Here is a 21,867-nt window from a genome sequence, read left to right as displayed (position 1 = left end):
TGAGGAGGAGTTCGCGCGGAGAAAGCGTTCCTAGGTTGGCCGCATGACCATCTTGCTGGCTGATCCGGTCGTGCGCGCCGTTCGCGTGCTCGACAACGAAGATCCGTTGGTACCGCTGATATTCGCGCCTGGTGTGCTGGTCAGGCAAGGACTGGCGCTCAGGCTCGTCGACGCGCGCAACGCGCTGCCGTCCGGTGTGGACCTGCGGGTGGTCGAGGGGCACCGCAGCATCGCCGACCAGAACGCGATCATCGAGCGGTACACCGACGAGTTGCGCGAGCTCCACCCGACGGCCGATGGGGTCGAGCTGGACCGCCTCTCCAGTCGGTTCGTGGCTCCGCTGGCCGTCGCGCCGCACGTCGCGGGCGCTGCCGTGGACCTGACGCTGGTCGACGAGCGGGGCGACGACCTGTGGATGGGCACCGAGATCGACGACACCCCCGAGCAGAGCGACGGCAGGTGCTTCTTCAACGCCGAGGTCGACGCGGAGGCGCAGCGCAACCGGACGATCCTGGCCGACGCGCTGAGCGGCGCCGGACTGGTGAACTACCCGACCGAGTGGTGGCACTGGTCGTACGGCGACCGTTACTGGGCCCTGATGACCAGCGCCGACCACGCCCTCTACGGACCGGTGGAGGTGCCTGCGTGGGCGCGCTCGTGACGAGCATCCGCCAGGCGTCGGCCGAACCACGGCTGACCGTGGACCTGAGTGCGGTGGCGGCCAACACGAGGCGGTTCGTCGAGCTGACCCGCGGCGAGGTCATGGCCGTGGTCAAGGCGGACGGGTTCGGGCACGGGCTCGGCGACGCCGCACGAACTGCGGTCGCCGCCGGCGCGACGTGGATCGGCGTCACCTCGCTGGCCGAGGGCGTCGCGGTGCGGGAGTCCGGTGTGGACGTTCCGGTGCTCAGCTGGCTCAACCCGGTCGACGTCGACGTGCGCACCGCGGCCAGGTACGGCATCGACCTGAGCGTGCCGAGCCCGCACCACCTCGCGGTGATCGAACAGGCAGGGCCGGTGCGCGTGCACCTCCAGCTCGACACCGGGATGGCACGCGACGGCGCCTCGCCGGACTCGTGGCTGGCGTTGATGTCGGCGGCTCGCAAAGCGGAACTGGCCGGGAAGATCACGGTCGTCGGCGTGATGGGGCACCTGCCGTGCGCGGACACGCCTGGTGCCAACGGTCCTGGCCGGCGAGCGCTCATCCAGGGCGTGGAAATGGCGCGGCAGGCCGGTTTGCGGCCGAAACTGAGGCACTTGGCCGCCACGAGCGCGGCGTTGACGGACCCCAGCACGCATCTGGACATGATCCGGATCGGCGCGGGTCTGGTGGGGATCGACCCGTCCGGCACCACCCGGCTGCGGTCCGCGTTGCGGCTCACCGCGCCAGTGGTCCAGGTCCGGCGGGTCGACGCGGGAACCGGGGTGGGGTACGGACATCGGCACGTGACCGAGCGCGCGACCACGCTGGCGCTGCTGCCGGTCGGCTATGCGGATGGCTTGCCGCGCGCGGCTTCTGGCCGCGCGGAGGTGTTTCTGGGCGGACGTCGCCGGCCGGTCGTCGGGGTGATCTCGATGGACCAGGTCGTGGTCGACGTGGAGGACGACCCGGTGCTGCCGGGAGACGAGGCTGTGGTGTTCGGACCAGGGGATGACGGCGAGCCGACGGTGGGGGACTGGGCTCGGTGGGCGGGAACGATCCCGCACGAGATCGTGACGGGTATCGGGGCGCGGGTGCGGAGGTTTGTGCGATGAGGGGGATCCGGGTCGCCGTGATCGGCGGCGGGCAGAACTGCGAGCACGACGTGTCGGTCGCCTCGGCGGCATCGGTGCGGAAGGCGCTCGACCCGGCCAAGTACGAGGCCGTGTCGCTGACCATCGGCAGGGACGGCAGGTGGCACGGAACGGACGGCCAGGTGCTCGACACGCTGGCAGCGGGCAGTCTCGCGGCCGCACTCGACGTGATCGCCAGCTGCGACGTCGTGCTGCCGCTGGTCCACGGGCCGCTCGGCGAGGACGGCACCCTCGCTGGACTGTGTGAACTCGCTGGTGTGCCGTACGTGGGTTCGCCGCTCAGGGCTGGTGCTCTGGCCATGGACAAGTGGGCGACCAAGCTGGTCGCGGAGGCGGTCGGAGTGCGCACCGCGAAGGCCCGGCTGGTCACCAACGCGTCCACTGTGGACTTCACCGGCCCTGTCGTGGTGAAGCCGGTGGCGGCGGGGTCGAGCTTCGGCGTGCAGCTCGTGGAGCGCGAGGCAGATCTCGAACCCGCTGTGAGCCAGGCGCTGCAGCTCGACGACCGCGTGCTGATCGAGGAGGTCCTGCACGGCCGGGAGATCGACATCGCCGTGCTCGACGACCCGGACGAAGGCCGCCGGACCGGGCCGCCGCTGGAGATCCAGGTGCCGGGCTTGTTCGACACCACCGTGAAGTACGACGGCAGCGCCAAGTTCGTCATCCCGGCGCCGCTGGACGACATCGAGCTCAAGGCGTTGGAAGATGCGGCACTGCGCGTCTACGAGGCGTTGGGGTGCCGTGGACTGGCACGAGTCGACTTCTTCCTCACGAACGACGGCCTCGTGCTCAACGAGGTCAACACCATGCCGGGCATGACGGCGGAGTCCCAGGTGCCCAAGATGTTCGCGACCGTCGGACTGTCCTATTCGGACCTACTGGACAAGCTGGTCAGGGGAGCGATGCGGTGAAGCGCATCGCCGGACTGGACGTGTTGCGCGGCATCGCCATTCTGCTGGTGATGCTGCGCCACGCGTTCCCCGACGTGTTCCCCGGTGCCGGTGTGGTCGGCGTGGTCGTCTTCTTCACGTTGAGCGGCTACCTGATCACCGGCGTGCTCAGCCGAGAGCTGAGCACCAAGGGACGCGTCGATTTCAAACGGTTCTACCTGCGCAGGGCGCGCAGGCTGCTGCCCGCGTTGATAGCGCTCACAGTCGTCTTCGCGCTGGTCACGCTCGTCTTCGACCCGCTGGGTGAGCGCGACGAGCTGCTCAGGACCGCGATCGTGCTGGTGACGTTCACGGGCAACCTGCCGATCGGCGGGGTGAGCCCGGCGGCGTTCCACAGCTGGACGCTCGCCACCGAGGAGCAGTTCTACCTGCTGTGGCCTGCTCTGCTGGCGTTCGCATGGGTGCGCAACCGGACGGGCGCGGCACTGGCGGTCACCGCACTGGCGGCGCTCGCTGCCTGCACGGCGACGCTGATATGGCTGTGGCCCAACGCCGACAACGCCTACGCGCTGCCGACGTCGTGGTTCGTGTGCTTCGTGATCGGCGCGGCCACCAGGCTCAAGCTGACCAGCGCACCGAAGTGGGCCGTCCCGATCGCGCTCGCCGGAATCGTGGCCCTGTCCGTGATCCCGTTGCGGGGCAGCGCACTCACCTACCTCGTCGCGGGCCCGGCGATCGCGGGTTGCACGGCGGTGCTGCTGCTGGTCTGGTCGAAGTGGGAACAGGTCGCGACACCGGTCAAACCGTTGGTGGCGCTGGGAATCCTCTCCTATGGCGCCTACCTGTGGAACTACCCGCTGACGCTGTGGCTGCGCCCGGAGCTGGGCGCCGCCGCCGGACCGGTCGCGGCGGTGCTCACGGTCGTGGCGGCGGCGCTCAGCTGGCGTTACGTCGAGGAACCGGTCATGCGACGAGGAAGCCGTTCACCAGAGCCAGCCACGCCGGCTTGAGGTGCCAGCCGTCGGGCTCGTTCGGGTCGGCGTAGTAGATGCCGTGCGTGTCCGGGTTCGTGCCGCTGATGCGGTACGTCCACCACGCCCAGCCGATGTTGTTGTCCTCGAAGGCCTGCAGCACGGTGCGCGCCTTCGTCTTCGCGTCCACGTCACCGCTCTCGATGCCGACCTGGTTGATCCACACCGGCACGTTGTGCGCGGCGCGGAAGTCGGTGATCAGCTTGATGCGGTTGAGCGGGTTGTCGAAGATGAAGTAGTTGCAGGTGTAGACGATCTTCGGGTCGACCGTGGTGTAGGCGCCCTCGAGGTGGCTGCAGCTGTAGTTGTCGTTGGGCCCCACCACGATCGGCGTGCGCTTGTCGATCCCGCGGATCGTGAGCGTCATCTCGTCGTAGAACGCCCTCACCTGCGCGTCGCTCTGCCCGATCGGCTTCGGCTCAGGAAGGATCTCCAGCATGCCCATGTAGGGCGTGGTCTTGTAGCGCCGCACGAGGAACTGCCAGACCTCCTTGAACTGCTGCTTCATCACGGGGTTCGTCCAGAAGTTGTCAGGCCGCCCACCCGCGCCCTGCCCGTAGTCCGAGTCGACGAACAGCGTGATCCACAGGTGCGCGTCGCTCGCCTGCTTGATCGTCTGGTCCAGCAGCGCGAGGTGCGCGGCGTCGATGTGGCTGGGGTTGCCCGGATCGGGGTCGCGGCTGTCGACCCCGTCCTTCCACTCTCCCCACCAGCGCAGCGGAATCCGCACCGAGTTCGCGCCCGCCGCCGCGTTGTCACCGGGGTCCTGCGGCTGGACCGTGCCCCACTGCCCCCAGTTGTACCCCCGCAGCACGATCGGGTTCCCCGCCGGATCCACGACGTTCGACCCGGACACGGAGAGACGTGCCGGTGCGGCCGCCGACGCCGCGGCGGTGCCCGCCAACAGCACCGCCGCGGTCGTCAGACCGAAAACCACCCGTCTCAGCTTCATGTTCTACCCCTCTCAAGGAAACGTTCGGGGCAGTACGTTGCCGGACTCAGAACCGGAAGCGATTCGGGTCGTGTTCGGAGAACATCAAGATCACTAGTTGCGATAGCGGAAGAGAATCCTGCCGCGGTCGAGGTCGTATGGGTTCACCTCGACCAGGACCCGGTCGAACGGCAGGATCCTGATGTAGTTGCGCCGGATCTTGCCGCTGATGTGGGCGAGCACGTGGTGCCCGTTGGCCAGCTCCACCTTGAACTTCGCGTCACGAAGGCATTCCACGACGGTGCCCTCGACCTCGATTCCCGTCTTGGCCATCAGCGCAACACCAGTTCCAGGTTGCTGCCGACCCGGCGCGCGCCGAACTCGCCGAACAACGCCAGCGCGGCGGTGTTCGTCTCGTTCAACTCGGCCGAGGCCGTGTTGACGCCGCGGTTGTGCAGTGAACCCAAGGCGTGGCTGAGCAAAGCGCGCCCGACACCACGACGGCGTGAGTCCGCGCGCACCGCGATCAGGCCGATGCGCGGTAGGCGATTCACATGGGTCACGCGGATCATCCCGACATAGCTGCCGTCCTGCACCGCCACGGAGTACAACGACGGGTCCACCACTCCAGGCCCCAGCAGTTCCGCGGGCATCTCCTGCCAGTCGACCTCGGCGCGGATCACGCGGTCCAGCTCGGCCAGCGGCTCTTCGTCCGGCGAGATCACCGCGACGTCCGACGGCCCGGCCGGCCGCGTCGGGATCAGGCACTCCCATTCCCTGCGGCGGACCTCGAAGCCCGCCCCGCGCCACAGGTCCGCCGACTCGGCATCGGCTTCGTCGACCACCGTGTACAGCGGCTTCGGCAACACCGGCAGCATCGTCTCGGCCAACCGCCCGAACACGTCGTCACGCCACACGTCGATGCTCAGGAACCGCCGGCCATCGGGCCTCGCGGACACCTCTCCGCGGCCGATCACCCGGTCATCGCCGACTGCGTGCCAGCAGTTGTCCGAGACACGGGCCAAAACCAAAGAATCCAAAGTACTCATCCTCCGGGAAACATCACCGAAGGTGCTCCGGGCGGACCCCTAGCCGCCCAACCGTGACGACCTGGGGAGCACCCACATCGAAACAGTGTTCATGGGTACTCACCTCCAAAGTCGAAGCCACGGCCGAGGAGCAAGGTAGACGCGTCTGATCGTCGCGTCCACTGGATTAATCTCGCCTGCACTTAGTGTTGACTGCGTGCTGGACATCGCCGAAGTAGCCGAGAAGACGGGCCTCGCGCCGTCGGCTCTGCGGTTCTACGAGAAGAAGGGGCTGCTCACGTCGAGCGGCCGCAACGGACTGCGCCGCACCTACGAGCCCGAGGTGCTGTCCCGGCTGGAGCTGATCAACTGCGCGCGCCGGGCCGGGTTCTCGATCGCGGAGATCAGCCGGTTCCTGGTCGCCACGCCCGGCGACACCGCGTTGCGCGCCAAGATGGCCGAGAAGGTCGCGGTGCTGCACGAGGACATCGCCCGGTTGCAACGCATGCGCGACAGCCTCGAGCACGCCTCGACGTGCACGCACGAGCCGTTGATCGAGTGCCCGGACTTCAAGCGGCGGCTCACTCCATAGGCTGCCTGTGTTCTCGCCGGACGGCAAGCTGGTCACCACGGCGGCCGGCAAGGAGACGACCACGATGCTGTGGGACGTCGACAACCTGGTGACGACGTCGTCGCTCGCCGGCACCCGTCGCCCGCCGATCGAGCTGGACGCAGCGGAGGTCGACGCGATGGCGTTCAGCCCGGACGGCAGGACCCTCGCGACGGCGGGCGCGGACATGACGGTGCGGCTGTGGGATGTCGCCGAACCCCGGCGTCCCCGGCCGTGAGCGCGGGCATGGACCGGACCACCCGGCTCTGGACCGTGAACCCGGAGCGGGTGGCACACCGGATCTGCGCGCTGGCCCACCCGCGGATCACCCGCGAGGAGTGGGACCGGTACCTGCCGGGCGTGGAGTTCCGGCCGCCCTGCCCCTGATGTTCAAGATTTGTTGTTCAACGCGCTGACCTCGAACGTGATTAATTCCAGGCGGCTAGACAGGTCCCATGAGATGCGAAGAGGTGGGTCTGCCGAGGTCGTCCTAGTCCGGGCAGACGGGGGTGTCGTCAGAGGTGGGGAGGCCGTGGCGCACACGCGTCGGGTGGCGTGCGCGGCATCGGTCTCCCACCGGCGGACCGTGCGGTCGCCGCCCGCGCTGAGCAGGGTTCCGTCGGGGGCGAACGCCAGCGCGTAGACCCGTTCGGCGTGGCCGGAGAGGGTGGCGAGCGGGCCGTCGAGCTGCCAGAGCCGCACGTCGTGGTCGGCACTCGCGCTGGCGAGCGTTCTGCCGTCGGGGGAGAACGCCACGGCGTGCACGGTGTCGGTGTGGCCGGTGAGCTCGGTGGGGGTGCCGGTGGCGAGGTCCCAGACGCGGACGACGAAATCGGTGCCACCGGTGGCCAGCTTGGTGCCGTCCGGGCTGAACGCGACCGACTTCACCGCGTGGCCCTGGTTGGACAGGTGCGTGACGACGTCGCCGCTCGCGACGTCCCAGATCCGGACGCTGAAGTCGCCGGAACCGCTGGCCAGGCGGCGGCTGTCCGGGCTGAACGCGAGGGACTCGACCGAGTCCGCGTGGCCTGGGAGGGTGCCCAGCGAGGAGCCTGACCTCGCGTCCCACAGGACGATGGTGCGGTCGGTGCTGCCGGTGGCGATCAGGTTGCCGTCCGGGCTGACTGCCAGCGTGTTGACCGCGTCGGTGTGGCCTTCGAGGGCGGGCAGCGGTGTGCCGGCGATGGTCCAGCGGTGGACGCGGTGGTCGGCGCTCGCGGCGTACAGGGTCTGGCCGTCGGGGGAGAACCGGACGGTGTTCACGGCGTCTTGGGGACCGCTGAGCACGGCTTTGAGGCGGCCGTCTTGCCAGAGCTTGACCGTGCGGTCGTAGCTGCCGGTCGCGATCAACGAGCCGTTGGTCGCCACTGAGTACACCGAGTCGCTGTGTGCCTGGATGAGGTCGCCGGGCAGGTCCCACAGCCGGACCGTGTTGTCGTCGCTCGCGGTGGCCAGGCCGTTGCCGATGAACGCGGCGCCGACGACCGGGGCGGTGTGGCCGGTGAGGACGAGCGGGTCGCCCTGGTCCCAGATGCGGACCGTGCGGTCGACGCTGGTGCTGGCGAGGCGGCCGTCGGGGCTGAACGCCAGGCCGCGCACCACGTCGGTGTGGCCGTTGAGGAGCTGCGGTTCGCCGCCGTCGGTGGGCCAGACCTGGATCGCCCGGTCGCTGCTCGTGGCGATCCGGCGGCCGTCGGGGCTGATCGCGACCGCGTTCACCGGACCCTTGCCGCGCAGGTCGCGGTGGGTGCCGTCCAGGTTCCACACGCGTGCGGTGCCGTCCCAGGCTCCGGCGACGAGCAGCGGGTCCTTCTGGCTGAACGCGATCGAGATGACCCTGCCGGAGTTCTGGAACTCCGTGATTCGGCGTGGCTCGCGCGGGTTGGTCAGGTCCCACAACCGGACCGTCTCGGCGCTCGCGGTGGCCAGGATCTTGTTGTCGCTGCTGAACGCCACGGCGTTGACCTGGTCGGAGTGGCTGATCACGGCGACGGGGTTGCCGGTGGTGGTGTCCCACAGACGCGCCGTGCGGTCCCATCCGGCCGTGGCGAGCAACGCGCCGTCAGAGCTGAACACGACGTTGGTGACGTTGTCGGTGTGGGTGGTGAGGGTGAAGGTCTCGCGCGGGTGGTGCGGGTCGCTGACGTCGACCAGTTGCACCTTGCGGTCCTTGCCGGCGCTGGCGAGGAGTTTTCGTTGAGGTGCGTACGCGACGGCGTTGACGTGGTCGTGGTGGTAGGTCAGGCGCGTGGCGTAGGAGGGCGTGAACGAGCTGAGGAGCGCGCTGCGGGCGTCGGTCGTGGGGGAGAGCCGGTACGCGGCGAGCGCGAGCTGGGCGGCCAGCGCGGGGTCGGTGGAACGGAGGCGCCTGACGTCCTGGGCGACCTTCTGCGAGATCGCGGTGTTGCGCTCCCTGGTCGCCTCGGAGGTGGCCTGAAGTGCGGCGATGCTGACGCCGGTGGTGGCGATGAGGAGCACGCCGAGCAGGGCTGCGAACAGCTGGAGTCTTCGGCGGCTTTTCCGCGCGGTGGCGAGCTCGGCGGACTCCGCGGTGAGGCTCGCGGTGAGGAACGCGCGTTCGCGGGCGCTCAGCGGGTGCGGTGGTTGTGCGAGCCACGAGCGGAACGAGGCGAGCCGGGTGCCGCGGATGAGCGAGCCGGGGTCGCGGTCGAGCGACTCCCAGACGGCGGCGGACTCGACGAGGTCGCGGTGGGCGCGCAGGCCGTCGCGGTCGGCCGCCAGCCACTCCTTGAGCCGCGGCCAGCAGCGGATCAACGCCTCGTGGGTGATCTCGATCCTGTCCTGGTCGACCGTGACGAGCCGGTGCGTGGTCAGGGCTTCGAGGACGAGCGCGGCCTCGGGCTCGTCGTCCAGCTCGGTGCGGAAGATGCGGCGTTTGGTGTCCTCGGTGTTGTCGCCGACCGCGGTGAGCCGGATGAACAGCTCCCGCACGACTTCCTGCTGGCGTCCGGTGAGGCCTGCGTAGACCGACTCGGCCGTGCGGGTCAGCGCGCCCTCGAACCCTCCTGCGGCGCGGAACCCCTGCAGCGTCAGGGTGTTGCCCTTGCGGCGGTGCCAGGTCTCCAGCAGGGCGTGGGAGAGCAACGGCAGCGCGCCCGCGTGCTCGGCGCAGTTCGCGACCAGCTCGGACACGAGCGCGGTCTCGACGGCGTGTCCGGTCGTGCGCGCGGGCTGGATGATGGCTGCTCTCAGCTCGTCGGTGGTCATCGGGCCGACGGTGAGCTGTGCGGTCCCCATGGCGTTGACCAGGGCGGGGAAGTCGGTGCAGTGGCCGTAGAAGTCCGCCCGTACGCCCAGCACGACTCGGCGCTCGGTGATCTGTTCGACGAACCGCCTGCGGACTTCGCGGTCGTCGGTCAGCGTGAAGATCTCCTCGAACTGGTCGACCACGAGCACGTCAGCGCTGGTGGGGATCTCGTCGAGCGGGTTCGGGCCTGGCGTGAAGAGCACGGCTTTGTCGCCCAGCCGAGGCATCAGACCGGCTCTGAGCAGCGACGTCTTGCCTGAACCCGACGCGCCGACGACCAGGACGGTCTTGTGCTCGGCGGCCAGGCTCTCGAGCCGGTTGATCAGGTCAGCGCGGCCGAAGAACCTGTCGGCGTCCTCCTGCTGGAACGCGGCGAGGCCCGCGTACGGAGAAGCCGCGTCGGGTTCGGGCTGCGGTTCGTCGGCGGCCGTGGCGTACCAGCGGCGTTCCCACTCCTCCTCCGAGCCGCCGCACGCGCGCACGTACGCGAGCGTGACCTGCAGCGTCGGCAGCTTGCGCCCGCCGGCGGCCTGCGAGAGCGCCGCCTCCGAGTAGTGCGTCACGGAGCTCAGCTCGCGGTAGGTGGGCTTGCCCGCCCTCTCCCGCAACGACCTGAGCTCGCGTGCGAACGTGAGCACCGCCGAGTCGCCCGCGTCGAGTGGACGTTCCTTCCGTGGCATTCACCGGAATCTAATGACGAGCGGTCTCGTCCGGCTGACGTTCGCGTTTCACCCGCAGAAGTCGGTGATGGTGCCCGTGAGGATCTCGGTGAGGCGGTCGAGGGAGGCCAGGTCGACGTACTCGGTGGCCGCGTGGGCGCCCGCGCCGTCGACGCCGAACAGCAGGCAGGGGATGCCTGCCTGGTCGAGCAGGGCGCAGTCGGTCCAGAACGGCTCCGCGCGGATGACCGGGGGTGTGCCGAGGCCGGCGATGAGTGTTTTGACGATCTCGGCGTCGTGGTCGGCCTCGAACGGGTCTCTGGCCAGGGTTCTCGTGAGCTCGGCCCGGAAGTCCGGGACGGTGGCGGTGAGGTGGTCGAGGATCGCGGTGAGTTCGGCTTCGACCTGTGCCGGGGTCTCGCCGGGGACCGTGCGGCGTTCGAGGGTGATCTTGCAGCTCGACGGGTAGGTGGAGGCTTCCTCACCGCCGCTGATCAGCGATGCGTGGATGGTGCCCTTGCCGAGCAGATGGTGTTCTGTGGTGGGGCTGAACTGCTCCAGCGCCACCAGGAAGTGGCCGGCTTTGGCGATGGCGTCGACGCCGAGCTCTGGTCGTGAACCGTGGGCCGCCTTGCCTTCGACGGTGACGTCGAACCACACGAAACCCTTGTGCGCCAGGGTGACTTCGAGGTGGCTCGGTTCGGTGACGATGGCGGCGTCGGCGGTGAACCTGGTGAGGACCTCCTCGGTGCCCTTGCTGCCGTGTTCTTCGTCGGCCACGCACGCGACGATGACGTCACCCCTGAGCGGGCGTTCGGTCGCTTTGGCGGCGGCGACCATCATCGCCGCCACACCGCCTTTCATGTCGAACGCGCCGCGGCCGAACATCCTGCCGTCCTCGACCTCCGGCTTGAGCGCGTCGCCGTCGTAGCTCGCGGTGCCGACGGTGTCGATGTGCCCGTTGAGCATCAACGACTTGCCGCCGCCGGTGCCCTTCTTGACGGCGACGAGGGATGGTCTGCCCGGCCGTTGCTCCAGGCGGTGGACCTCGAAGTCGTTGCGTTTGAACCATTCGGTGCAGAAGTCGACGATCTCGGTCTCGCCGTTGCCGCCGGGGACGAGGTCGGGGTTGACGCTGTCGATGGCGATCAGCTCGGCCAGCAGGTCGCGTGGGTTCACCGGGATCCTTCGGTGCTGATGAGAACGACGGTGTTCAGGTCGTCGAACTCGTTCCGGATGGCGCGGAGTCCGGCGAGCGGTGCCGCTCCGCACGGTCCGGAGTGGACGTTGTTGGCGTGCAGGTCCTTCACGGCTCGAGCGCATTCGGCGTCGGAGATCGACACGGCGGCGTCGAGGCCGTTGAGCAGGAACGGCCAGGAGGTGCTCGACGGAGTGCCGCAGTTGAGGCCGGCCATGATCGTGTCGCCGGTGGGGACGGTCCTGAGCTCGCCCGCTTTCAGGCTTTCGAGGACGCAGGCGGCGGTGTCCGGTTCTACCGACATGAGCTCGGTACGGGTGTCGCGGCTGCGGTAGTGGGTGATCACGGCCTGGGCGAACGACCCCACGCCGACCGGGATGACGACCAGGTCGGGTTGTTCTTCGAGTTGCTCGTCGATCTCCGCGCAGAGCGTGCTGTAGCCCTCGACGATCCAGGCCGGGATCTCCTCGTAGCCGGGCAGGCCCATGTCCTGGACGAGGATTCCGTCGGCTTTCGCGGCCATGGCGACCGCGTCGTCGTAGGTGCCGTCGACGATGGTGACCTCGGCGTGTTCGCCTCGAATCGCTTCGACGGCGTGCTCGGGAACGGTGCGCGGCACGAAGATGTGCGCTTTGTGGTTGAAGGTCCGTGCCATCCTGGCGACGGCGCGGCCGTGGTTGCCGTCGGTGGCGCTGGTGAGGGTGACCTGTCCGATTTGGTCTTTCAGCACCTGGTGAACGGCCCAGGACGCGCCGAGACCCTTGAAAGCGGGCAGGCCGAGCCGGAAGGATTCGTCCTTGACGAACAACCGGCCGACCCCGAGTTCCGTTGCGAGGGCGGGGACTTCGGTCAGCGGTGTGGGCGCGTAGCCGGGAAGGCGTGCGTGGAAGTCCCGGACGTTCGCCGGCGCGGGCGGGCACTTCCAGGCTGTTGGCCGCGAGAACTTCATGAGGACCAGCGTGCGGTGGCGCCGATCGTCGGTCCAGCGCATGTTTTCGACCTGTATCGGTGAGAAAATTCGACGAGTCGACCTGGAGGAGGTGCCGGTGACCGAGGAGGAGCTGATCGTCGAGTTCGCGCTGACCCGCCTCGACAATCCCGGACTCGACCTGGAGGAGGTCGCCGCGCTGGTGGTCCGCCGGGTGGGTCCGGAGCGCATGCTCGAGTTCGCCGGACAGACCCTGGCGCATCGTGACGAGCTGAGGGGAGCGGTGTTCCCGGCGGCGGTCGAGTACGTGTTGCGGGTGGTCCTGACGCTGCGAGGCCCTCGGGACTAGCTTTCGCTGAACAAGTGTTCAATACTCTGAACATGCGTTCAGATCTCACCGCGCGTGCCCGTATCCGGGACGCTGCGCTGGCGCGCTTCGGTGCTGACGGGGTGGCGGGGACATCGGTGCGGGCGGTGGCGGCCGACGCGGGGGTGTCGGCGGCGCTGGTGCTGCACCACTTCGGGTCGAAGGACGGGCTGCGGGACGCGTGCGACTCGTACGTGCTCGACGGCTTCTCCGCCGAGGGTGATCTCGGGGAGGTCCTGTCGGCTGCCACGCCGGTTCGTCGTTATCTGGCTCGTTCGCTCCTGGACGGCACTCCCAGCGCTTCCGCGTTGTTCGACTCGATCGTCTCGCGCACCGAGGATTGGCTGGCCGGGGGAGAGGCTGAGGGGTGGGTGCGGCCTTGCTCTGATGTGCGTGCCCGGGCGGTGACTTATGTGTCGTGGTTGTTGGCGCCCTTGGTGTTGGGGGAGCAGGTCGGCCGGTTGCTCGGGGGTGATCCGGCCTCGGTCCCGGTGGCGGTGCGGGGTGCGGTGGCCGGGCTGGAGATGCTGACGCACGGGCTGTTCGCCGACGACCGGTTCCTTTCGGCGTACTCGGAGGTCCACAATGGACGTTGAGGGTGTGGCGCGGTTCTTCCGGATGGACGACGAGGCGTGGCGGCGGCACGCGAACCCGTGGAGCGTGTGGACGCGGTTCGCGGCGATTCCGGCGATGTTGCTCGCGATCTGGAGCCGGGCGTGGATCGGCTGGTGGTGTCTCGTTCCGGTTGGTCTGGTGGTCGTCTGGCTGATCGTGAACCCGCGGGCGTTTCCGCCGGTCTCCGAGCCGCGCAGCTGGACGGAGCGCGGGATCTACGGGGAGCGTCTGTGGCTCGAGAACCGGTCGTTGGTGCCGCCGGACCACCGTTCGGTGCTGCGGTTGCTGGTGTCGCTGGGTTCGGTGGGCTTCGCGTTGATCTTGTGGGGGATGATCGCTCTGGCGGTGTGGCCGACGGTGTCCGGGGCGGTACTCGTGGTGGTCGCGCAGCTGTGGCGGATTGACCGGTTCGGGTGGCTCTACGAGCGCCTGAACAGGGCTTGAGCGCGACTGCACGGAATTGTCGGTACCGCCCGGTACCGTCCACCCCATGAGTGCTGGGGACCGGATTCAGGAGCTGTCCGCGCGGATCGTGGAGCTGCGCGACGCGTACTACCAGGGCGCGCCGCTGGTGGCCGACGCCGAGTACGACGCGGTGGAGGACGAGCTGCGCGCGTTGATCGCTGCGCACCCCGATCTGACGCCCGCGGACAACCCGCTCGACCACGTGGGCGCGCCGTCGGTGCTGCACGCGCCGGTGCGGCACTCGCGGCCGATGCTGTCGCTGGAGAAGGCGAACAAGCCCGAGCAGGTCGAGGCGTTCTTCGCCCGGTTCCCCGGTCAGCCGGTGGTCGTCATGCCGAAGCTCGACGGCCTGTCCTTGTCCTTGGTCTACGAGAACGGCCGGCTGGCGCGCGCCGTGACGCGCGGCGACGGAACGACGGGCGACGACGTCACCTTTCTGACTCGGGCGCTGTGCGACGGCGTGCCGGACAAGGTCGACGCGCCGGGCCGGGTCGAGGTGCGCGGCGAGTGCGTGATGCTGCGCTCGACGTTCGACGCCTACAACGCCGCGCACCCGGACAAGCCGCTGATCAACCCGCGCAACGCGGCCGCTGGCACGTTGCGCGCCAAGGATCCGAAGGCCGTCGAGGGCCGCCGGATGCAGTTCTTCGCCTTCGACCTGACGACCGAGCCGGAGAGCGCCGACTCCGACCTCGACGCGGGTCTGCGCAAGCTCGGCTTCAGCGTGGCCGAGATGCGTCACTGCTCTACCGCTGCTGAGGCGCAATCGGTCATCGAGGGCATCGAAACGGCCCGCAACACGCTCGACTACGACCTGGACGGCGCCGTCCTGCGCCTGGCGAACCGCGACGCGTTCGCCGCCGCCGGCACCAGGTCGTCCTCGCCGCGCGGCGCCATCGCCTACAAGTTCGCGGCCGAGGAGAAGACGACGGTGTTGCTGGACGTCGTCTGGGACGTGGGCAAGACCGGCAAGATCGCTCCGGTGGCCTGGCTCGAACCGGTCTTCGTCGGCGGCACCACCGTCACCCGCGCGACCTTGGCCAACCAGGAGGTCATCCGCTCCCGCGGCATCAAGATCGGCGACACGGTCCTGGTCCGCCGCGCGGGCGACGTGATCCCGTTCGTGGCAGGCGTGCTGGACGCCTCGAAGCGCACCGGCTCCGAGCGCGAGATCGTCCCGCCGTCCTCGTGCCCGTCGTGCGCGCAGCCGCTGTCGGAGCAGGGCAACAGCCGCGAGCTGTTCTGCACCAACGCGGTCTGCCCGGCCCAGACCGTGCGCCGCCTGATCCACTGGTCGTCCCGGGCCGGCGCGGACATCGACGCCATCGGCCAGGTCTGGATCGAACGCCTCGCCGAGACCGGCGACCTGGTGAACCCGTCCGACTTCTACACGCTCACCAAGGAACGGCTGCTCGAGTTCGACCGCGTGGGCGAGGTCTCCGCCACCCGCATGATCGAGTCCATCGACCGCAGCCGCTCCGTGGGCCTGCGCCGAGCCCTGATCGGCCTCTCGATCCCGATGGCCTCCGAAGGCACCGCCGCCCGCCTCTGCCGAGCAGGCTTCGGCTCCCTGGAAGAGGTAGCCGACGCGGGCGTCGACAAGCTGGTAGCCGTGGAGGACATCGGCGCCAAGGTGGCCGAGTCCCTGACCGCCCACCTGGCCCGCCTGCGCCCGGAGATCGAGCGCCTGCGCGAACGCGGCGTCTCCCTGGACGTCCGCGAGGAGGACCTGCCGCCCAAGGTGGTGGCCGGCGCCCCTCTGGACGGCAAGTCGGTCGTCATCACCGGCTCGCTCGCCGACCCGCGCTCAGGCGAGAAGGTTGCCCGCCCGACCTTCCAGAAGATGTGCGAACGAGCCGGCGCCACCGCCGCCTCCTCGGTCTCCGCCACCACCGACCTCCTCATCACGGGCGCCAACGTGGGCGCGGCCAAGACGGCAAAGGCCGAGAAGCTCGGCGTGGAAGTGGTCGACCAGGGCGAGATCTGGAAGGTGCTGATCGACGCGGGCATCGCCTGACGCTGCCGGCAGAGCAAGACGCCCTCAGGCCACCGTCGGGGGGACAGGTGACGGCCTGAGGGCGAGTCTGTGAGGTGGTCGGTGCGGCGGTCGCCTCTCGGCGGTGGGCACAACGCGGTACCAGCCGAACGGTCTTCCGCGAAGGCGATGTAGTTGAGGCCCGGGGGACCTGGACCGCACCGACCAGACTGTTCAACGGCACCTGGATCCTGTTTGTTTCCAAGGGATCTGTGTGGTGCCTCACCCGCTGCGGGCACGCGGTCGGGCGGCAAACGCAGGATGCCCCCAGGCCGCCATCGGGGGAGAACGTGGCGGTCTGGGGGCAAGCGCGGCAGCTCTCAGGCCCGCCGCCGGGGGACGTGGCGGGCCGAGAGCAAGCTGGCAGCTCTCAGACCGTCGCCGGGGGACGTGACGGGCTGAGAGCAAGCGGGAAGCTCCTAGACCGTCGCTGGGGGAGGACGCGACGGGCTGAGAGCGAGCCAGGGGCGTACCCGCGGTTGTGGGCGCGCCGAGGTCTGCCCACGGGTGTGGGCTTGGTGGTGCGGGAGGCCTCCAGGCCGTCGTCGGGGGAGGCCTCGACGGCCTGAAGGCGGGCTGTGATGGTTGGTACGGGGGTCGCCTCTCGGCGAGGGGCACGACGCGGTACCAGCCGAACGGTCTTCCGCGAAGGCTGTTTGGGTGAGGCCCGGGGGACCTGAACCGCACCAACCAGTAGCTATAACGGGGTGGGGTGCTCAAGTGTTTCCGAGGTGATCTGTGTGGTCGCTCACCACCGAACGGATGTACCGGGATCTCCGGAAACTCTGGTCCGGCAGGGTGATCGCCAGTTCTAATGGAGGCGACGCCGCCCATGTCACAGGTTGGAGAACCTGATGGTGAGGCGGCGTTCGTTCCTGCTCGGTGCAACAGCCCTGCCACTGATCGGCCCCGGGACGGCACCAGCACAAGCCCTGGCCGGAACACAAGCCCTGGCCGGGCCCCTCGACGCGGGGCGGGCGGCCGCGGACTACTGGATTCGCACGCAGAGTCTGGGCGGCAACGACTGGCAGGACGCGACCCTGCACAGCGGCGTCATGGCCCTGTACAAGGCCACCAAAGACGCCAAGTACCGCGACTACTCGCTGAGCTGGGCGAACCGGCACAACTTCGGCCTCAAGAGCTCGAGCGGCAACCCGCACTTCGCCGACCACCAGGCCGCCGGGCAGGCGTACCTCGACCTGTACGAGGACAACCCGGAACCGCGCCGGAAAGCAGCCATCGTCAAGGAGATCGACGCCACCATCGCGACCGGCAAGGTCGACTACTGGTGGTGGGTCGACGCGCTGCACATGGCGATGCCGATCTTCGCGCGGCTGAACAAGGCCGACTACGGAGACCGCCTCTACCGCTGGACCCGCCAACGGCTGTGGAACGACGGGTTGTGGTGGCGCGACGGCAAGTTCGTCAACAAGAACATCTATTGGAGCCGGGGCAACGGCTGGGCCATCGCGGCACTGGCCAAGACGATCGACGCCTTGCCGCAGAGCTCGCCCTACCGCGCGAGTTACTTGCAGGACTTCCAGAAGATGGCCTCGGCGATAGCGAAAGTCCAGCGCGGTGACGGCTTCTGGAACGTCAACCTCGGCGACCCCAACAACTACCCCGGCCCGGAAACGAGCGGCACGGCGTTCTTCACCTACGGCCTCGCCTGGGGCGTCAGGTCCGGTCACCTCAGCGCAACCACATATCGTCCGGTAGCCATGAAGGCCTGGGACGGAATGCTGCGCACAGCCCTGCAATCCAACGGCAGGCTCGGCTACGTCCAGGGCATGGGCTCGCAACCGTCCGACCACCAGCCCATCAACCGCAACGACACCGCGAACTTCGGCGTGGGCGCGTTCCTGCTGGCCTCCTCGGAAGTCGCGAAGATCTGAAGGAACATGGCGGCACCCCACCCGGTCGTGCGCAGCACGAAGACAGCGCATGACCGGGGGTGCCGTTCGAACTGACGTGGATCAAGTGTGGGGCTCGGAAACGAGCAACCCAAGGGGCCAAACTAGATGAGGCCTAGTCGACGCGCGGCCAGCACGGCGTCGCGGCGCTGGTTCACGCCGAGCTTGCGGTAGATGCCGCGCAGGTGCGTCTTCACCGTGTTGACGGAGACGAACAGCGAGTCGGCGATCTCCTCGGTGGTGCGCATGGACGGCAGCTCGAGGAGCAGGTCGCGTTCCCTGCCCGTCAGCACGTCGACGACAGCCGTCGACGCGGCGGGCAGCGCTGTCATCGTGGTGGTGGCGAAGGATTCGAGCTTCCCGAACCGGCCGGCGCCGCGGGCCAGCAGGTCGCGGATCGGCCTGCCCGCGTTCAAGAACGGCCTGAGCGCGCCGACGGGTTCCGCGGCGGCCAGCGCTCGGGTGACGGCCTCGTGTGCGCGGCGTTGATCGCCCGTGCGGTCGACCAGCGCGGCTTCGAGCAGCCAGCCGTCGACGACGGTCGGTGCGGCGACGGCGGGGAGATCACCGGACAGCAGCGGGCCGACGATCTTGCGCGCCTGGCTCACGCGGGAGTGGTGGGTGTGCACGACGGCGCGCAACACCGCCTGCTCGCCGCACGGACCGAACATCGCCTCGATCTGGTCGGCCATCAGGGTGGCCCACTGCTCGTCGCCCGAGCGCAACGCGATGCGCTGCACGGCGGGAGCGATGTGAGCGATAACAGGCGGAATCACCTGGCGTTCGGCGACGTCCTGCCACTGGGCGCGAACGCGCCCGACCACCGCACGGGGATCACCTGCGGTCGGGAACGACACCGCAGCGTCCAAAGTGGACACCGCTAGTCCGGTCGCCGGATCCGGACGATCACCCAGCGCGTGCACGGCCCGGCCGGCGAACTCGACAGCACGGTCGTCGTCCAGACCCAGGTAGGCCTGCACCCCGAGCAACGCATAGGCGAGCGCACACACGAAGTGCGACTGCCAGCCCCTCTCCTCCGCGAACGACAACGCCTCAGAAGCCTGCAACGCCGCCGCCTGGAGGTCGCCGCACGCACTGGTCAACGCCGCGAGATGCACCTGACAGTCGAGAACCGCGTGATCGAACCGCTCGGCCCGCGCGATCGCGGCGGCCCGCACCAGATCGTCCTCCGCACCCAAGCGGTCACCGGACAGCAACGCCGCCACCCCGCGGTTGAGCAACGCGGCCACCTCGGCGTCCGCGCCGCCGCGCCCTGACGCGGTGCGGGCCATCACTCGCAGCGCCTCCGAAACGTGCGCGTCGAACCGTCCGCGACGCAGCAACGCGGCCGCGTGCAGCACCCGCACCCGGTCCTGCCGCAACACCAGCAGCTCCCCGCCGAGCCCCGCCAGCACCCGATCGGCCGCCGCGAGGTCGCCCGCGTCCATCGCGACGAGCGCCGCCACCACCCCGACCTGGGGCCGCGCCAGAACGTGGTCCGGCACCGCATCGAAAACGGCCCACATCCCCGCGCTGCCCTCCCGCAACACCTCAGGCAGCACCGAATGCTCCACGATGTCGGCCGTCAGCTGGTCGTCACCAGCGCGCAACGCGTGCGGCAGCGCGACCGAAGGCTGATCGTTGCGGTGGTACCAATGCGCAGCCGTGTGGTGCAACGCGGTCTCATCCCCAGGCCGCGACCTGCGCAGCTCCGCGGTCAGATGCGCGCGCAGCACCGGGTGGCAGCGATACCACTCCGGCGCGGCATCGAGCCTGCTGACGAACGAGTTGGTGCGGTCCAGCGCGTCGAGCACCAGGCCGGGGCTGGGATGCCGGGTGAGCGCTCCTGCCAGGTCGGCGCTCACCGCGTCGCACACGCTGGTCGCCACGAGCAGATCGCGCACGGGCTGCGGATGCCGGCCCAGCACCTCCTCGCCCAGGTACCGGCTCACGACCTGGTCCAGGCCTTCGAACATCAACAGCTCGTCCGGCCGCGCTCCGGCCGTGCCCAGGCTCATGACCGCGAACCGCAACCCGCCGATCCAGCCTTCGGTGCGCCGCAACAGCAAATCGACGTCGTCCCCGGACAGCCGCACGTCGTGCGCGGCCAGCAGCGCGGAGGTCTCCGCGCGTGTGAACGCGAACAAATCCGGCGGGATCTCCCGCAGCCGTCCCTCCAACTGCAGCCGCGCGAGATGCAGCTGCGGCGGAAACCTGCCCAGCAGCACCAGGCGCAGCCGGTCCGGCGGCTGCCTCAACAGGAGATCGATGCTGGCCAACGCCTCGGGATCGTGGATCTCGTGCACGTTGTCCAGCACCAGACACACCGACGCCTGGTCGAACGCCGCGATCACCGCGGACGAGAAACCCGGTTCGGCCAAAGGGATGCCGCTGTTCAACGCCAGAGCGTCGCGCATCGCCGCACGCAGCCGTTCTGGTCTGTTGTCGTGCTCGTCGAGCGTGAGCCACGCGATCCGGTCCTCGCGGCGCCGCGCCCACTCGGCGAGCAGCGTGGTCTTGCCGCAGCCCGCCGGCCCGGTGACGACGGTGACCGGCGCGGACTGCACGTGATCGTCCACTGTGGATAGCAGGTGGTCACGCGGCACCAATGGGGTCGCGGACGCCGGCACGCGCAGCTTCGCCTGGCTGGTCTCGGGACCGGACGGGTCGCACTCCGAACTGTCGGACATCGCTGTATGTCTCCCGATGGAGTTGTCGAGGCATGATCGCGTGATCGAACCGCATCATCCCGGTGGCGGGCATTCGAACTCGATGTCCTTGTCAGCCATGGAAATCAGCACGAGCCCACGGGCCAACACGCCCATCAGCCGAGGCAGCAGGCTGAGGGCGGCGAACGTGCCGGTGGGTGGTCCGCAGTGTTCGTCTCCACTGGTGACGAACACTGCGAAGAACACGGCCACGGCCAGCACGACGCGCCGGGACCGGGAGCGGTCGGGTCGACGGCTCAAGATCGGTCACCTCCTCCGCGTCCCGAGGCTGCACGCGTACGTCACCACCCGGCCTCCCCCGCGGCGGGCGGTACCCGCGCGGCTCGGGACAGGTGGATCACCTGTGCCGGGTGAAGCAGCGCGGATGCCCGCCCGCCGAACCTGTGGCTCATGAGCTGCCGACTTGTGTTGCGTGATCTCGTCGACGTGGTGCGCCCCGCACGTCCCGTCGCGTCCGTGTACCTGGGGTCGAGTCCGTTGCGCGGCTGGCGGGCGCGCTGGATCCGCCTGGCCGACCAGCTGCGGTGCGACGGCGCCGGAGCCGAGCTGGTCGACACGGTCGGAGAGGTGCTGAGCCGAGCCCGTGCCGCCTACCCGTCCGCCGACACGCTCGTGGCCTTCGCGGGCGAGGAGCTGCCCGCACGCGTGTTCCACACGCCCGGACTGCGCCATCTGGACCTCGCCTGGTACAGCTCCCCGGCGCACGTGCTGCCGTTGCTCGCGTGGCTGCAGGAACGCCCGGCGCGCGTGGCCATGACCGCAGGACGCGACTGCGCGGAACTGGTCGCGGGAGACGCGCGCCGCGTGGTGCTCAGCTATCCGGCACCGACGTGGCGGCAAGGAGTCAGGTCCGCCGCTGCCGCGTGCGCCGAGATGCTCGACCGGCACGAGGCCAGGTTGCTGGTGGTCGCGGGGGAGGACGAGGTGGTGGGCGCGTTGTGGGAGGCGCTGCCCGCCCCCGTCCGCCGCGACGTCGTCGTCCGCTGGACCGGCACGGACCTGACGCCGAGCCGTGTCGCCGCCGAAACCCTTGCCGCGGCCCGTTCGTGGACAGAGGGCGTGCTCGACGACTTCAACTCACGCGGCCGCGCCAGGCAGCTGTCCGTGGAGGGAGTGGACGACACCCTCGCCGCGATCGCCGAGGCCAGGCTGGAGGATCTGCTGGTCGGCTACCCGGAGGACGTCACCGCGACCGCCTGGTACGGCCTCGCGCCAACGGATGTGGCCCGTGACTGGTCGCCGACGCGTCGCTGCGGCCTCCTCGCTGATGTGGCGGTGCGCGCCGCGTTGCTCAGCGACACACGCGTGCACGTGATCACCTCCGGCACCGCGTCCGCGCCCGTGGAGGACATCGGCGGCCTGTGCCGGGTGCCGCTCGCGCTGGTGCGGTCATGACTGTGCAGCGG

The 21,867-nt window shown here is 69.3% G+C and carries 21 protein-coding genes; 13 read left to right on the top strand and 8 right to left on the bottom strand.

Features of this window, described 5'->3' with window-relative positions; all coding sequences use genetic code 11:
- Positions 1–43 precede the first annotated feature (43 nt).
- The 4 genes from UK23_RS35890 to UK23_RS35875 are packed head-to-tail and all read left to right on the top strand — an operon-like array spanning position 44 to position 3,694.
- Positions 44–661 carry a M15 family metallopeptidase gene (locus UK23_RS35890; RefSeq protein WP_045316197.1) on the top strand — a complete coding sequence of 206 codons (618 nt, stop codon included), beginning with the start codon at positions 44–46 and terminating at the stop codon, positions 659–661.
- On the top strand, positions 646–1,755 hold the full coding sequence (gene alr, locus UK23_RS35885) for an alanine racemase (protein ID WP_052685366.1): 1,110 nt from the start codon (positions 646–648) through the stop codon (positions 1,753–1,755). Before UK23_RS35890 ends, alr begins: the two co-directional genes overlap by 16 nt.
- A complete protein-coding gene (locus UK23_RS35880) occupies positions 1,752–2,705 on the top strand; it encodes a D-alanine--D-alanine ligase family protein (protein WP_045316196.1) in 954 nt (317 codons plus the stop codon). Before alr ends, UK23_RS35880 begins: the two co-directional genes overlap by 4 nt.
- A complete protein-coding gene (locus tag UK23_RS35875) occupies positions 2,702–3,694 on the top strand; it encodes an acyltransferase family protein (RefSeq protein ID WP_156213641.1) in 993 nt (330 codons plus the stop codon). The genes UK23_RS35880 and UK23_RS35875 overlap by 4 nt, the downstream gene beginning before the upstream one ends.
- Here UK23_RS35875 and UK23_RS35870 read toward each other — a convergent pair.
- From UK23_RS35870 to UK23_RS35860, 3 genes are all read right to left on the bottom strand, one after another.
- Complete coding sequence (locus UK23_RS35870; protein WP_082115250.1) at positions 3,648–4,667, bottom strand: glycoside hydrolase family 5 protein; 1,020 nt, start codon at positions 4,665–4,667, stop codon at positions 3,648–3,650. The genes UK23_RS35875 and UK23_RS35870 overlap by 47 nt on opposite strands.
- A gap of 93 nt (positions 4,668–4,760) precedes the next feature.
- Positions 4,761–4,979 (bottom strand): translation initiation factor IF-1, encoded by a 219-nt coding sequence (gene infA, locus UK23_RS35865; protein ID WP_045316194.1) that lies wholly within the window; start codon positions 4,977–4,979, stop codon positions 4,761–4,763.
- Positions 4,979–5,677 (bottom strand): GNAT family N-acetyltransferase, encoded by a 699-nt coding sequence (locus UK23_RS35860; RefSeq protein ID WP_231114832.1) that lies wholly within the window; start codon positions 5,675–5,677, stop codon positions 4,979–4,981. Before UK23_RS35860 ends, infA begins: the two co-directional genes overlap by 1 nt.
- A 214-nt stretch (positions 5,678–5,891) precedes the next feature.
- Here UK23_RS35860 and UK23_RS35855 point away from each other — a divergent pair, with 214 nt between their 5' ends.
- Genes UK23_RS35855 through UK23_RS52160 form a run of 3 tightly spaced genes read left to right on the top strand, consistent with a single transcriptional unit; the run spans position 5,892 to position 6,671 of the window.
- Entirely contained in the window at positions 5,892–6,266 is a 375-nt protein-coding gene (locus tag UK23_RS35855) for a MerR family transcriptional regulator (protein WP_045316192.1), read from the top strand.
- Between the two features lie 7 nt (positions 6,267–6,273).
- Positions 6,274–6,522, top strand: coding sequence for a WD40 repeat domain-containing protein (locus UK23_RS35850; protein WP_045316191.1), 249 nt, complete (start codon positions 6,274–6,276; stop codon positions 6,520–6,522).
- An 8-nt stretch (positions 6,523–6,530) separates the two neighbouring features.
- Positions 6,531–6,671 (top strand): hypothetical protein, encoded by a 141-nt coding sequence (locus UK23_RS52160; RefSeq protein WP_156213640.1) that lies wholly within the window; start codon positions 6,531–6,533, stop codon positions 6,669–6,671.
- Between the two features lie 3 nt (positions 6,672–6,674).
- Here the strand turns inward: UK23_RS52160 and UK23_RS35845 are convergent, their stop codons facing one another.
- From UK23_RS35845 to UK23_RS35835, 3 genes are read right to left on the bottom strand one after another with little or no spacing between them, the layout of a single operon-like run.
- A complete protein-coding gene (locus UK23_RS35845; RefSeq protein ID WP_052685365.1) occupies positions 6,675–10,232 on the bottom strand; it encodes a helix-turn-helix domain-containing protein in 3,558 nt (1,185 codons plus the stop codon).
- Between the two features lie 48 nt (positions 10,233–10,280).
- Positions 10,281–11,390: an ArgE/DapE family deacylase gene (locus UK23_RS35840; protein WP_196778043.1), complete on the bottom strand. Its 1,110-nt coding sequence runs from the start codon at positions 11,388–11,390 to the stop codon at positions 10,281–10,283.
- Complete coding sequence (locus UK23_RS35835; protein ID WP_231114831.1) at positions 11,387–12,400, bottom strand: pyridoxal-phosphate dependent enzyme; 1,014 nt, start codon at positions 12,398–12,400, stop codon at positions 11,387–11,389. The genes UK23_RS35840 and UK23_RS35835 overlap by 4 nt, the downstream gene beginning before the upstream one ends.
- A gap of 55 nt (positions 12,401–12,455) precedes the next feature.
- Here UK23_RS35835 and UK23_RS35830 point away from each other — a divergent pair, with 55 nt between their 5' ends.
- The 5 genes from UK23_RS35830 (at position 12,456) to UK23_RS35810 (ending at position 17,714) form a co-directional block, all read left to right on the top strand.
- Positions 12,456–12,686 carry a hypothetical protein gene (locus tag UK23_RS35830; protein WP_045316190.1) on the top strand — a complete coding sequence of 77 codons (231 nt, stop codon included), beginning with the start codon at positions 12,456–12,458 and terminating at the stop codon, positions 12,684–12,686.
- A gap of 32 nt (positions 12,687–12,718) precedes the next feature.
- Entirely contained in the window at positions 12,719–13,300 is a 582-nt protein-coding gene (locus tag UK23_RS35825; RefSeq protein ID WP_045316207.1) for a TetR family transcriptional regulator, read from the top strand.
- The gene (locus UK23_RS35820; RefSeq protein ID WP_045316189.1) at positions 13,290–13,763 is read left to right on the top strand and encodes a DUF6653 family protein; all 474 of its coding nucleotides are present in this window, start codon (positions 13,290–13,292) and stop codon (positions 13,761–13,763) included. Before UK23_RS35825 ends, UK23_RS35820 begins: the two co-directional genes overlap by 11 nt.
- Before the next feature lie 46 nt (positions 13,764–13,809).
- Positions 13,810–15,801: an NAD-dependent DNA ligase LigA gene (gene ligA / locus UK23_RS35815; protein ID WP_045316188.1), complete on the top strand. Its 1,992-nt coding sequence runs from the start codon at positions 13,810–13,812 to the stop codon at positions 15,799–15,801.
- Positions 15,802–16,673: 872 nt separating this feature from the next.
- Positions 16,674–17,714: a glycoside hydrolase family 88 protein gene (locus UK23_RS35810; protein WP_045316206.1), complete on the top strand. Its 1,041-nt coding sequence runs from the start codon at positions 16,674–16,676 to the stop codon at positions 17,712–17,714.
- A 122-nt stretch (positions 17,715–17,836) separates the two neighbouring features.
- Here UK23_RS35810 and UK23_RS35805 read toward each other — a convergent pair whose 3' ends face one another.
- The gene (locus UK23_RS35805) at positions 17,837–20,422 is read right to left on the bottom strand and encodes a LuxR C-terminal-related transcriptional regulator (protein ID WP_045316187.1); all 2,586 of its coding nucleotides are present in this window, start codon (positions 20,420–20,422) and stop codon (positions 17,837–17,839) included.
- A 54-nt stretch (positions 20,423–20,476) separates the two neighbouring features.
- Positions 20,477–20,701, bottom strand: coding sequence for a hypothetical protein (locus UK23_RS35800; protein WP_156213639.1), 225 nt, complete (start codon positions 20,699–20,701; stop codon positions 20,477–20,479).
- Positions 20,702–20,851: 150 nt separating this feature from the next.
- On the opposite strand from UK23_RS35800, the gene UK23_RS35795 reads away from it, so the two are divergent.
- Positions 20,852–21,856 (top strand): hypothetical protein, encoded by a 1,005-nt coding sequence (locus UK23_RS35795; protein WP_156213638.1) that lies wholly within the window; start codon positions 20,852–20,854, stop codon positions 21,854–21,856.
- Positions 21,857–21,867 lie beyond the last annotated feature (11 nt).

The organism is Lentzea aerocolonigenes, assembly GCF_000955955.1.
GTDB classification, from domain to species: domain Bacteria; phylum Actinomycetota; class Actinomycetes; order Mycobacteriales; family Pseudonocardiaceae; genus Lentzea; species Lentzea aerocolonigenes_A.
This window is presented reverse-complemented; position numbering and strand designations above follow the sequence as displayed.